General features: G+C 60.4%; 9 protein-coding genes. 3 read left to right on the top strand and 6 right to left on the bottom strand.

Annotation, left to right across the window (positions count from 1 at the left end):
• Positions 1-6: 6 nt before the first annotated feature.
• From GVL50_RS19510 to GVL50_RS19485, 6 genes are all read right to left on the bottom strand, one after another.
• Positions 7-1,494, bottom strand: coding sequence for an amidohydrolase family protein (locus GVL50_RS19510; RefSeq protein ID WP_159814794.1), 1,488 nt, complete (start codon positions 1,492-1,494; stop codon positions 7-9).
• Positions 1,491-2,687 (bottom strand): amidohydrolase family protein, encoded by a 1,197-nt coding sequence (locus GVL50_RS19505; protein ID WP_159814793.1) that lies wholly within the window; start codon positions 2,685-2,687, stop codon positions 1,491-1,493. The genes GVL50_RS19510 and GVL50_RS19505 overlap by 4 nt, the downstream gene beginning before the upstream one ends.
• 152 nt (positions 2,688-2,839) lie before the next feature.
• Complete coding sequence (locus tag GVL50_RS19500) at positions 2,840-3,892, bottom strand: extracellular solute-binding protein (RefSeq protein ID WP_159814792.1); 1,053 nt, start codon at positions 3,890-3,892, stop codon at positions 2,840-2,842.
• Between the two features lie 18 nt (positions 3,893-3,910).
• Positions 3,911-4,699 (bottom strand): ABC transporter permease, encoded by a 789-nt coding sequence (locus GVL50_RS19495; RefSeq protein WP_053120891.1) that lies wholly within the window; start codon positions 4,697-4,699, stop codon positions 3,911-3,913.
• On the bottom strand, positions 4,696-5,613 hold the full coding sequence (locus GVL50_RS19490; protein ID WP_159814791.1) for an ABC transporter permease: 918 nt from the start codon (positions 5,611-5,613) through the stop codon (positions 4,696-4,698). The genes GVL50_RS19495 and GVL50_RS19490 overlap by 4 nt, the downstream gene beginning before the upstream one ends.
• Before the next feature lies 1 nt (position 5,614).
• Positions 5,615-6,700, bottom strand: coding sequence for an ABC transporter ATP-binding protein (locus GVL50_RS19485; protein ID WP_159814790.1), 1,086 nt, complete (start codon positions 6,698-6,700; stop codon positions 5,615-5,617).
• A gap of 140 nt (positions 6,701-6,840) precedes the next feature.
• Between GVL50_RS19485 and GVL50_RS19480 the strand changes: the two genes are divergently transcribed.
• The 3 genes from GVL50_RS19480 (at position 6,841) to GVL50_RS19470 (ending at position 12,647) form a co-directional block, all read left to right on the top strand.
• Positions 6,841-7,530 (top strand): GntR family transcriptional regulator, encoded by a 690-nt coding sequence (locus GVL50_RS19480; RefSeq protein ID WP_053120886.1) that lies wholly within the window; start codon positions 6,841-6,843, stop codon positions 7,528-7,530.
• Positions 7,531-7,664: 134 nt separating this feature from the next.
• Complete coding sequence (locus tag GVL50_RS19475; RefSeq protein WP_159814789.1) at positions 7,665-9,776, top strand: PAS domain-containing sensor histidine kinase; 2,112 nt, start codon at positions 7,665-7,667, stop codon at positions 9,774-9,776.
• A gap of 237 nt (positions 9,777-10,013) precedes the next feature.
• Positions 10,014-12,647 carry an excinuclease ABC subunit UvrA gene (locus tag GVL50_RS19470; protein WP_159814788.1) on the top strand — a complete coding sequence of 878 codons (2,634 nt, stop codon included), beginning with the start codon at positions 10,014-10,016 and terminating at the stop codon, positions 12,645-12,647.
• The last annotated feature ends 31 nt before the right edge of the window (positions 12,648-12,678 follow it).

Here is a 12,678-nt window from a genome sequence, read left to right as displayed (position 1 = left end):
AAACCTCTAGGAAAGTGGATCGATGGCGCTCAATGGCGCGTCGGCGCTGTAGTCATCGGCGAACGGAATGGACGGCTGGAACAGGGTTTTCCAGTCCGGCCGGGTGAACGCGCGGTCGCTGTGGCTGCGCATGAGTTTTTCGTATTGAAGTTGGGCCTGACGTTGCAGGGCGGGGTAGTCGACGCCGGTGACCTGACCGTCGAGCATCACACAACGACCGTCGATGTAACTGGCGATGCAATCGTCGCCACGCCCGGCCAGCAGCAAGTTTTTCAAAGGGTCGAACAATGGCCCCAGATGAAGGCCGCGCAGACTGAATACGGTGATGTCGGCTTTGGCGCCGGGGGCCAGTCGACCGAGGTCATCGCGACCCAACGCCCGCGCGCCACCGAGGGTCGCGGCGTTGTACAGATCGAGGCTGCTGGTCAGCGCCGAGCCGCCCTCCATCAGCCGCGCAATGTTCAAGCCGTGGCGCATGTTTTCCAGCAGATCCGCCGGCCAGGTGTCAGTGCCGAGTGCGAAGTTGATGCCCTTGGCGCGGTAGCGACCGAATGAATTCAACGCCTCGCCATCGCGGGCAAACACCAACGGGCAATGCACCAGACTCGCGCCGCCGTCGATCAGCCGTTGCAAATCATCGTCGCCAGCGTTGTAGATGCCGTGCGGCAGCAGACTGCGCGGCGTGAGCAAGTCCAGTTGGCGCAACCACTCCAGCGGTGACGCGCCGCGCAATTGCTCAACCATCGCCACTTCGCTGAGCGCCTGACAGCAATGCAGACGCATCGGCGCATTCAGTTCGCGGCTCAGCGCGGCGGTGCGTTGCAGCAATGCGGGTGTGCAGGTCTGGATACGATCCGGCAGCAGCGCGCCACGAATCAAACCGTCATGGGCGCCGTCGAAATCCTTGAAAAAGCGTTCTGCCGCATCCAGTCCGGCCACCCCGCGAGCCTCATCCCAGTGATGGGCGAGGGTACCGTCGGCCTGCCAGTAACTCATGCCGCTCATGTAGCAGGGGCCGAGGTAAGTGCGTAAACCCAGTTCACCGGCAACGTCTGCGACAGCGGCGAATTCGTCGTAGGTTTCCGCCCATTCGCGGTAGTACATCGAGGTGATCGGCATGGCCGTGGTGATGCCGTTGCGGATCAACTGGGTGAAGGCGTAGCGGTATTTGAAAACTTCTTCGTCGGCGCTGTATGTCTCACGCGGGCCGGCGGTCAGATACTCGGACGACCACATGCGGCCCATGGCGCGCTCGTCGCCGTTATCCAGCGTCAACACCGTGGAGTCGAGATCGCCCAGCGCGTCGAGATCAATGAAGCCAGGGCCGATCAGCGCATTGCCGTAATCGATCCACTGATCCACCGCCCCGGCATAACCGCGCCCGACGAATTCGATACGGGAACCCGAAAACACCACTTCACCGTCGCGCCACAGCACATGCTGCGCGCCGTCGAAACCGACCACGCAACTGGCTTTGAGACCGATGCGTTTCACAGACGGCTGCTCAGCAAGCGGCCACCTTCGGCGATCAACGCGCCACCGCGATAGACCTGACGCAACGGCCGCGCCACGACCGCCTCGCCCAGCGTCTCAACCGGCATCAGCAAGAAGTCCGCACGCTGACCAATTGCAAAACCGTAATCCTCGATACCCAGCGCCCGCGCACCATTCACCGTGGCCGCCTCAAACGCCGCCGTCAGCTCATCGTCCTTGCCCAGATCAAAGCGAAACGCCAACAACATTGCCCGTTCGAGCATGTCGCCATTGCCCATCGGCGACCACGCATCGCGAATGCCGTCGGAACCCAGGCAGACATTGACGCCGACCTCACGCAACGCAAGAAACGGCGGCACAGCGGTGTCGGCCGGCGCCGAACTCATCAGCGAAATCCCCAGCGCCGCCAAGCGCTCGGCGACCGGTTTGACCTGGCTCCACGGCAACATGCCGAGGCAGTAGGCGTGGCTGATCATCACCCGGTTTTGCAGGTTGAAACGCTCGGTGTAATCAGCGATCAGCGCGATTTGCCACAGGCCCAGCTCACCTTTGTCGTGCAGGTGAATATCGACGCCACGGCCGAATTCAGCCGCGAGTTTGAAAACGAAATCGAGCTGCGCGATCGGATCGTTGTCGATGCCGCACGGGTCGAGCCCACCGACGTTTTCCACGCCCAGCGCCATTGCTTCACGCATCAATTCGGCGGTGCCGGGGCGACTGATCAAACCGGTTTGCGGGAACACCACCAGTTGCAGGTCGATCAGGTCTTTGTAGCGTTCGCGCAGTTGCTGCATGGCTTCGACGTGACGCAGACCGAATTCCGGGTCGATGTCGACGTGGCAGCGCATGGTCAGCGAACCACGGGCGATGCAGTTTTCCAGCAGCGCGCCGGCGCGTTCGGCGATGGGCGCGGTGACTTCGCGGAGGATGCGGCGCTCGTTGCTGATGTAGTCCTTGAGCGTCGGCCCCGCGCTGTTTGGGCGCCAGGGTTGGCCGTAGAGGGTTTTGTCGAGGTGGACGTGGCTTTCGACCAATGCGCTGGTGAGCAGTTGATTGTGGCCGTCGATGTCGCTGGCGGACAGCGTCGAATTGCTGGCCGGACGGCGCTGGCTGAAGCGGCCGTTTTCGATGAGCAGATCTTCGGCGGCGCCGCCGTAGGGGCGCACGTTGCGTAGCCAGTGTGGCTGGGTCATACAAACCTCGTTCAGGTCTTTTAATATTGTGTTGGCCGGGCGGGCCTCTTCGCGAGCAAGCTCGGCTCCTACAAGGGCTATGTGTGATCCCCCATTCCTTGTAGGAGCAAAGCTTGCTCGCGAAGGCCGCGCCTCGGTTTCAGATCGAGCAATCAGCCTTTGAGCTTCGACCAAATCCGATCCTGCAGCTCCCGCGCCTTGTTGCTGCATTCCTTCTCCGGCCGCAGACGCGAGGCGTATTCCTCCGGCATGTTGATCGCATCCATCACCTTCCACTTCGGATCAAGCAACGAATCGCTCTGAATCCCGTTGGCGTAAGCAATGGCATTCGACACGGCAGCGGCGTTCTCCGGCTTCATCATCCAGTCGATAAAAATCTTCGCGTTGCCCGGATGCGGCGCGCTTTTCGGTACGGCGAAGTTGTCCTGGAACATGGCCACGCCTTCACGCGGATAGACGTACTTGATCGTGCTCTTCTGCAAGGTCGCCCGCGCGGTCGAGCCGTTCCAGTTCTGCATCAGGATCACCTCGCCCGAGGCCATGCGGTCGACGGTGTTGTCGGAGCTGTACATCTTCAAAAACGGCTTCTGCTTTTGCAGCAATTCCAGAATGCGTTTGGCGTCCTGCGGGTTTTCGCTGCATTCGTCGACGTTCAGGTAATGGCTGGCGGCGTTGATCACGCTGCTCGATGTGTCCAGCGCGGCGAGTTGGCCTTGCAGCTCTTTGCGCGGTTCGAAGAACTCTTTCCACGAGTCATCCAGTTTGCCGCCCGGCACCCGCGCGCTGTCGTAGGAGAAGCCGGTGGTGCCCCACAAATACGGCGCCGAGAACTTGCGCCCCGGATCGAAACTCGGATCGCGGAACGGTCCTTTGACGTACTGAAAATTGCTCAGGGTAGGCGTGTCGATTTCCATCAACAGATCCTGCTTGATCAACGTCTGCATGATCGACTGCGACGGCACGATCACGTCATACGCGGCGCCACCGGCCTGCAATTTCGCGAGCAAAGTTTCGTTGCTGTCGTAACCGTCCATGGTCACCTTGATCCCGGTTTCCTTCTCGAACTTGGCCAACAATTCGACCGGGTAGTAATCGGTCCAGTTGTAGAAAAACAGCTCTTTCGGTTCGGCGGCGTGGGCGCTGAACGCGGTGAAACAACTCAGGGCAAGACCGGACATTGCCAACCGCATGCTTTTGATTTTCATGAACAGAGCGCTCCAGATTTATTGTTGTTTACCGCGTTGGCCCAGCCAGAAGGCCAGCACCACCAGGACGATGGAAATCAGCAGCATCAGCGTCGAAATCGCGTTGATTTCCGGGGTCACGCCAGCCTTGATCGCCGAGAAGATGTACACCGGCAATGTCGTCGAACCCGGGCCGGCGACGAAGAAGGTCATGATGAAATCGTCGAGGCTGACCACGAACGCCAGCACCGCACCGGACAACACCGCCGGCCACAGCAGCGGCAAGGTCACGCGGCGAAACACCTGCCACGGATTGGCATAAAGATCGTTCGCCGCTTCCAGCAGGCTCTTGTCCAGATCGTTGAGCCGCGCACGGATTGGCAGGTAGGCGAAGGGGATGCAGAAGCCGATGTGCGCGACGATCACCGTGAGCAAACCGAGCTTGATGCCGAGTGCCATAAACAGCAGCAACGTCGCCACCGCTGTGACGATTTCCGGCAGGATCAGCGGCAGGTTGATGCCGCCCTCGACCATTTTCTGCCCGTAGAACGGTCGGTACGTGGCCAGCGCCGCGAGCAGTGCAATCGCCGTGGCGCAGACCGTGGCGATGGTGGCGACGATGATCGAATTCAGCGCCGCCGTCTGAATCGACGGGTTGGCCAGAATTCGCCCGTACCAGGCAAAGGAAAACTCGGTCCACACCGTCGCCGAACGGTTGGCGTTGAAGCTGTAAGCGATCAAAACGAAGATCGGCAGGTACAGATAGGCGAGGATCAGCAGGCTGATTTCGCGGGTGCCCGGGAGTTTTTTCAGGTGCAGGGAAATCATGCTTTCGCCCCCCGATTGATGGTCTTCGCCGAATGGCGGCTGTACAGCGCATAGAGCACCAGCGACACCAGCAGAATCGCCAGCAACAGGAACGACAGCGAACTGCCCAGTGGCCAGTTGCGCGCGGTGCCGAACTGTTGCTGGATCAGGTTGCCGATCATCAGCGTCTTGCCGCCGCCAAGAATCGCCGGAGTGATGAACGCGCCGAGGCTCGGCACAAACACCAGTAACGCACCGGCAATCACGCCCGGCATCGACAGCGGCAGAATGATCCGGCGCAACGCGTGCCAACGATTCGCCCCGAGGTCGTAAGCGGCTTCGACCAGACGCCAGTCGAGTTTTTCCAGCGTCGAATAGATCGGCAGAATCATGAACGGCAGGAAGCTGTAGACCAGACCGACACTCACCGCGAAATCGTTGTAGAGCAGAGTGATGCCGCCGGCGCTGGGGAACAGGGCGTTAAGGCTTTGCGCGACCCAACCGTGTTCACGCAGGATGATCAACCACGCGTAGTTGCGAATCAGCAGGTTGGTCCAGAACGGAATGGTGATCAGCAACACCATCAAATTGCGTCGGCGCGGGGTCAGGCTCGACATCCACAACGCCACCGGAAACCCGAACAGGAAACACAACACGGTGGTGCCGCCGGCCTGCAGCACCGAGCGCAGCAACGCTTGGGCATAGACCCAGTTCAGTTCCAGTTCACCGTCAAAACCTTCCTGAAAAAACAGCTGCACGTAGCTTTGCAGTTGCCATGGCGCTTGCCAGTCGACGCCGCCGTAAGTGTTGCGCGGCAGCAGGCTGATGTAGCCCATGATCCCCAGCGGAATGGCGATCAGGGCGAGCAGGGTCAACACCACCGGGCTGAGCAACAGCGCGCGGTTGAGGGCAGGGGAAGTGCTGCTGACACTCATCTCAGGCCTCCATCAACAGGCAGGCGTGCGGCGGCAGGTGCACGGCAACGCGTTCGCCAACTGCGCGGCCAGGGTTCAAGCCCTCGTTGTTTTCGCGCAGCATGACTTTGATGTCGTTGTTCAGCCGGCACTGGTACAGCGTCGCCGTGCCGACATACAGCACAGCTTCAATGACCCCGCGCAGGTGATGCGGCTGGCTGGCGTCGACCAGTTGCGAGCGCTCCGGGCGAAACGCCAGTTGCACGCTGCTGCCGGCGAAGCTCTGTTGCCGACAAGGAATTTCAATCGGCAAGCCGTTGGGCACGAAGAGTTTTTCGTTGTGTTCGCCGTGCTTGAGCTGGCCGGGCAAGAAGTTGATATCGCCGATAAACTGCGCGACGAAACGGTGTTTGGGGTGTTCGTAGATATCGGTCGGGGTGCCGATCTGCAGGATCTTGCCGGCCGACATCACCGCAATGCGATCGGACAAGGTCAGCGCTTCTTCCTGATCGTGGGTGACGAAAATGAAGGTGATCCCGGCTTCTTTCTGTACGCGCTTGAGTTCGACCTGCATTTCTTTGCGCAACTTGAGGTCAAGCGCCGACAACGGCTCGTCGAGCAACAGCACTTTCGGTTTCGGCGCCAAGGCCCGGGCCAGAGCCACGCGCTGCTGCTGTCCACCGGACAATTCAGCGGGTTTGCGCCCGGCCAGATGCTCCATTTGCACCAACGCGAGCATTTCGTTGACGCGATCCGGAATCAACTTGCGATCAAGACCCTGCATCTCGAGGCCGAAGGCGATATTCTGCGCCACACTCATGTGCGGAAACAGCGCGTAACTCTGGAACACCGTGTTGACCCGGCGCTTGAATGGCGGCAGATCGTTGACCGGTTCACCGGCCAAACGAATCTCGCCTTCACTGACGTGCTCGAAGCCGGCGATGGTGCGCAGCAGGGTGGTTTTGCCGCAGCCCGAAGGGCCGAGCAGGGTAAAGAATTCGTTGTCGGCGATGTTCACCGAAACATTGTCGAGGGCCGGCGCGAGGCCTGGATCATCGGAATACCGTTTTGAGACGTTGCGCACTTCAATTGCTATTGGTTGACCCATATTGGTGCAATCCTCTATTTATTGTATGCAATATCTGAATGCAATTTAGAAATACCCGGATTAATCTGCGTGTGCAACCCCCTTTTTCTTTGGCCAGCGATCGCCAGGGGTTGGTTGCCCGACGCTAAAGGAGTGTTTGAATGACCGAGAAGAAACTGGAAACCACGGTCGACCGCGTCTACCAAGGGGTTTACGAGGCGATCAGCAAGCGCTCGTTGCGCCCGGGGATGAAGCTGGGCGAGGCCTCATTGGCCGATTTATTCAATGTCAGCCGCACGTCGGTTCGCGCCGCGTTGAAGCAATTGGAGGCCGACGGCCTGGTTACCACCGAGCCCAACAAAGGGGCGTCGGTTTCATTGCCGAGCAATGAAGAGATCCGTTCGCTGTTCGAAACCCGCCGTCTGATCGAGATCGGCATCGTCACTGAACTGTGCCGACGCAAGGACAGCGCGGCGATGCAGGACTTGCGTGAACATTTATTGCTGGAAGACGAAGCACACGCTGCCGGTGACCACGAACGGTTGATTCATCTGCTCGGCGAGTTCCACATCAAACTGGCGCGCAGCCTCAACAACCCGGTGTTGCTCGACTGGTTCCAGAAGCTGATCTCGCGCGCCTCGCTGTATGCCGCCGCACTGGACGACGACAGCCATGAAGTGTGCCGCGATGACGAACACCTGCGCCTGATCGAATACATCGAGGCTGGCAATCAGAGCGCTGCCATCGAGCTGACCTGCATGCATTTGAACGGCATCGAAAAAGCCATTCTCGACGTCGCCGCGAAGATGAAAACTGGCTACCATCCGCTCAAGCACCTGATCGGGGTCTAGTCTCCGAGCGGGGACGAAATCGGCTATACCTCTTATGAAACCAATACGACTGAAGACGCTCGAAACAGACGGGCGTCGCGTCGTTCTGGCGTCGCGATTTATCGGGCAACCACCACAGGACACCGAGTCAGTCGATGCAGTTTTTATCCGATAGCCACGGCTGTGATGGCTGGCAAGGCGAAATGGCCGAACGTATCCGCGCGTTCGACTGGAGCCACACTGAACTGGGCCCACTAAATACCTGGCCGGCGAGCCTGTGCAGCGCGGTGCAATTGATGCTGGCCTCGCCGCTGCCGATGGTCATGCTTTGGGGTCATGCCGGCTACATGATCTACAACGACGCCTATTCGGAATTTGCCGGTGGTCGCCATCCGTATCTGCTCGGCTCCCCCGTGGAGTTGGGCTGGCCAGAAGTTGCCGATTTCAACCGCCATGTAGTCGACACGTGCCTGGCCGGCGGTACCTTGTCGTTTCGCAACAAGGCGCTGGTACTGCTGCGCGATGGTGTCCCCGAGGAGGTTTGGCTCGATCTCTATTACAGTCCCGTTTCCAATGATGCCGGAGCGCCTGCCGGGGTGATGGCAATGGTGGTGGAAACCACCGAGTTCGTGATTTCCGAAAGATTGCGCCAAGAGGCCGAAAATGCCTATCGCGCCGATAACGAACGCGTGCGTCTGGCATTGAATGCGGGGGCGTTGGTCGGTTCATTCGTGTGGGATGTGAAAAACAACCGGCTGTCCGCGGATGAGCGTTTTGCCCGCACGTTCTCCTACCCGCCGGATCAGGATCTGAGCAATTTGTCTCAGGACGTTGCTGAGTCGCGCATCCACCCGGATGACTTCGACTGGGTGCAGGAACGAGTCAGCCGGTGCGTGCAGACCGGCGAGCCATACAACGCCGAATATCGGGTTCGTCGCGGCGACGGTAGCTATTTCTGGGTGCTGGCCAGCGGCGCTTGCCAGTTCAACGAGAACGGCGAACCGCTGCGCTTCCCCGGCGTACTGATCGACATTCATGAGCGCAAGATAGCCGAAGAGTCTCTGCTCAAATTTACCCGCAATCTTGAACAGCGCGTTGCCGATGAAGTCGAGGCACGCCTGGCGGCTGAGGAACAACTGCGCCAGTCGCAGAAGCTTGAATCGATTGGCGGCCTCACCGGCGGCGTGGCTCACGACTTCAATAATCTGCTGCAAGTGATCGCCGGCAATCTGCATTTACTCGCTCGGCATGAACCGGATAACGCCAACGTGCAGCGCCGCGTCAGTGCTTCGCTGGCGGCGGTTGAGCGTGGCGCCAAACTGTCTTCGCAACTGCTCGCGTTCGCCCGCCGGCAACCGTTGTCGCCGGCGGTGTGCAATCCGCAGCAGATTTTCGATGGCGTCGGCGAATTGCTCCAGCGCGCGCTGGGCGAAACCATTCAGATCGATGTGCAATTACCGGCAGAGCCGTGGCACATCAACGTCGACCGCAATCAACTGGAAAACGCCATTCTCAATCTGGCGATCAATGCCCGCGATGCGATGAAGGGCGAGGGCACCATTGGTTTGAGTGCCGCCAACGTTCGACTCGACAGCGAGTTTTGCGCGGGTAAAGGCATCGTCCCCGGTGAGTTTGTAAGGGTGGCGGTGAGCGATACCGGCGCCGGTATTCCTGCGCAGATACTTGAGCAAGTGTTTGAACCGTTCTTCACCACCAAGGCTGATGGCCAAGGCACGGGGTTGGGGTTGAGCATGGTGTTCGGCTTCGTCAAACAGAGTGGCGGGCATGTCGAGATTGCCAGTCAGGTCGGCGAGGGCACGCGGGTGCAGTTGTACTTCCCGCGCAGCTTGCGCCCGGTTCGCGATGAGGCTCCGAGTGTGGAGAATCTGCAGGGCGGTGGGCACGAGACGATCCTGGTGGTCGAGGACAACGACGCCGTACGTGCCTCGGCGGTCGAGTTGCTGCGCGAGGAAGGCTATCGCGTGTTGACGGCCGGTAACGGCGATGTGGCGATGCAGATGTTGCTGGAAGGGATCGAGGTGGATCTGATCTTTACCGACGTGGTCATGCCGGGGTTGATCAAGAGTTCGGATCTGGCGGCGTGGGCCAAAGTGCAGATTCCGGCGGTGGCGGTGCTGTTTACCTCCGGGCATACCCGCGACATCATCTCGCGCAATCACCAGTTGAGCCCGGACACGCATTTGCTGAGCAAACCGTACAGCCCGGAAGCGATGTTGCAGATGATTCGTGCGGTGCTTAATGCCTGACTGGGACAGAACCTTGAGCCTACTCGAGCTCTGTAGGGAGTTACCTGTGGCGAGAGGATTTATCCCCGTTCGGCTGCGCAGCAGTCGTAAACCCTGAGAATGCGGTTCAACTGGAAAAATGCAGGGGAGCGCTTCGCACTCCAACGGGGATAAATCCCCTCGCCACAATGAACTCCGCAATCAATGAGGCCTCATTAGTCATAGACGTTTTTTCTGTTCTTCGATCAAGGCCCGCCAATGACTTCCAAGCGTAATTCGAAAGCGCCCGCCGGCATGGTTCGTGTGCGAGGCGCGCGTGAACACAACCTGAAGAACGTCGACATCGACATCCCCCGCGATGCGCTAGTGGTGTTCACCGGCGTGTCCGGCTCGGGCAAATCCTCGCTGGCATTCTCGACCTTGTACGCCGAAGCCCAGCGCCGCTACTTCGAATCCGTTGCACCCTACGCGAGAAGGCTGATCGATCAGGTCGGCGTGCCCGATGTCGATTCCATCGAGGGCCTGCCGCCTGCCGTGGCCCTGCAACAACAGCGCGGCACACCAAGCACGCGGTCTTCAGTGGGCAGCGTGACCACGTTGTCGAGCCTGATCCGCATGCTTTATTCGCGCGCCGGCAGCTACCCGCCGGGGCAGGCGATGCTGTACGCCGAAGACTTTTCGCCGAACACCCCGCAGGGTGCGTGCCCGGACTGCCATGGCCTCGGCCGGGTCTATGAAGTCACCGAAGCGCTGATGGTGCCCGATCCGAGCCTGACCATCCGCCAGCGCGCCGTGGCGTCCTGGCCGCTGGCGTGGCAAGGGCAGAACCTGCGCGATATCCTCGTGACCATGGGCATCGACGTCGACATTCCGTGGAAGAAACTGCCGAAAAAGCAGCGCGACTGGATTCTCTTCACCGAGGAAACCCCGACCGTGCCGGTGTACGCCGGGCTGACCCCGGAAGAAACCCGCGTCGCCCTCAAGCGCAAAATGGAGCCGAGCTACCAGGGCACCTTCACCGGCGCGCGTCGCTACATCCTGCACACGTTCACCCATTCGCAAAGTGCGCTGATGAAGAAGCGTGTTTCGCAATTCATGCTCGGCAGTCCTTGCCCGTTATGTGACGGCAAACGCCTTAAGCGTGAAGCGTTGTCGGTGACCTTTGCCGGGTACGACATTGGTGAGTTGTCGCAGATGCCGTTGCTGCAAGTGGCCGAGGTGCTGCGACCGGTAGCTGCGGCGAGCTATCTGCAGCACGCCGAGGAAACCGGCGAAACCCTGAGCCATGCGCAAACCCGCGAGGCTCGTCAGCAAAGGGTGGCCCACGGCGGCAGTGGTCACGCGAGTGCGCCGGATGTGCGACACACGCCGAACCTGTCGCTGGAGAAGCGTCTGGCGGCGCAGCGCATTGCCGAAGATCTGCTGGAGCGCGTCAGCACCCTGACCGATCTGGGACTCGGCTATCTGGCGCTGGAGCGCAGCACGCCGACGTTGTCGTCCGGTGAGTTGCAACGCTTGCGCCTGGCGACGCAACTGGGCTCGCAGTTGTTCGGCGTGATCTATGTGCTGGATGAACCTTCTGCCGGTTTGCATCCAGCGGATGGCGAGGCGTTGTTCGAGGCTTTGCAGCGGCTGAAGGCGGACGGCAACACGCTGTTCGTGGTCGAGCATGATCTGGAAACCATGCGCCGCGCTGACTGGTTGATCGACGTAGGCCCGGCGGCGGGCGAGAAGGGCGGACAGGTGTTGTACAGCGGCCCTCCGGCGGGATTGGCCGATATTAAAGAGTCGCAAACCCGCGCTTATCTGTTCGCTGAAACCCAGCGACAAACCCGCGCCGCGCGCAAGCCGACGGCGTGGCTGAAACTTGATGGCATCACCCGCAATAACCTCAACAACCTCAGTGCTGAATTTCCCTTGGGCTGTTTTACCTCGGTCACCGGTGTCTCCGGCTCGGGCAAGTCGAGTCTGGTCAGTCAGGCATTGCTCGAACTGGTCGGCGCGCAACTGGGGCGGCCGACGGTTGAAAGCGAAGCGGAAGAGCTCAGCCTCGAAGACGATGCACCGCAGGTCAGCAGCGGCCAGGTCACTGCTGGACTGGAGTCGATCAAACGGCTGGTACAAGTTGATCAGAAACCCATCGGCCGCACACCGCGCTCCAATCTGGCGACCTACACCGGCCTGTTCGACAACGTGCGCAAGCTGTTCGCCGCCACCCCCGAGGCGCGCGCGGCGGGGTACGACGCCGGGCAGTTCTCCTTCAACGTCGCCAAGGGCCGTTGCGCCACGTGCGAGGGTGAAGGGTTTGTCAGTGTGGAATTGTTGTTTATGCCCAGCGTGTATGCGCCGTGCCCGACCTGTCATGGCGCGCGGTACAACCCGCAGACGCTGGCGGTGCTGTGGGAGGGCTTGAGCATCGCGCAGGTGCTGCAATTGACGGTCGATGAGGCGGTGACGGTGTTTGCCGGGCAGCCGGGGATTCGTCGTTCGCTGGAAGTGCTGCGCGATATTGGCCTCGGGTATTTAAGGCTCGGGCAACCGGCGACGGAGTTGTCCGGTGGTGAAGCGCAGCGGATCAAACTGGCTACCGAGTTGCAACGCAATCAACGCGGCGCGACGTTGTATGTGCTGGATGAACCCACCACAGGGTTGCATCCGCGCGATGTTGACCGGTTGCTGGAACAGCTCGATACGCTGGTGACGGCGGGTCATACGGTGATTGTGGTCGAGCACGAAATGCGCGTGGTCGCGCAGAGTGACTGGGTGATCGACATCGGCCCGGGGGCGGGCGATCAGGGCGGCAGGATTGTGGTGGCGGGCACGCCGCAGAAGGTTGCGGCAAGCAAGAAGAGCAAGACTGCGCCATTTTTGGCCCGCGCGTTGAGCCGGTAAACACACATAACCCTGTGGGAGCGGGCTTGCT

The organism is Pseudomonas sp. 18058 (assembly GCF_902706155.1).
Lineage (GTDB): Bacteria > Pseudomonadota > Gammaproteobacteria > Pseudomonadales > Pseudomonadaceae > Aquipseudomonas > Aquipseudomonas rustica.
Note: the sequence above shows the minus strand (reverse complement) of the source record. Positions and strands in the feature narration are given on the sequence as shown.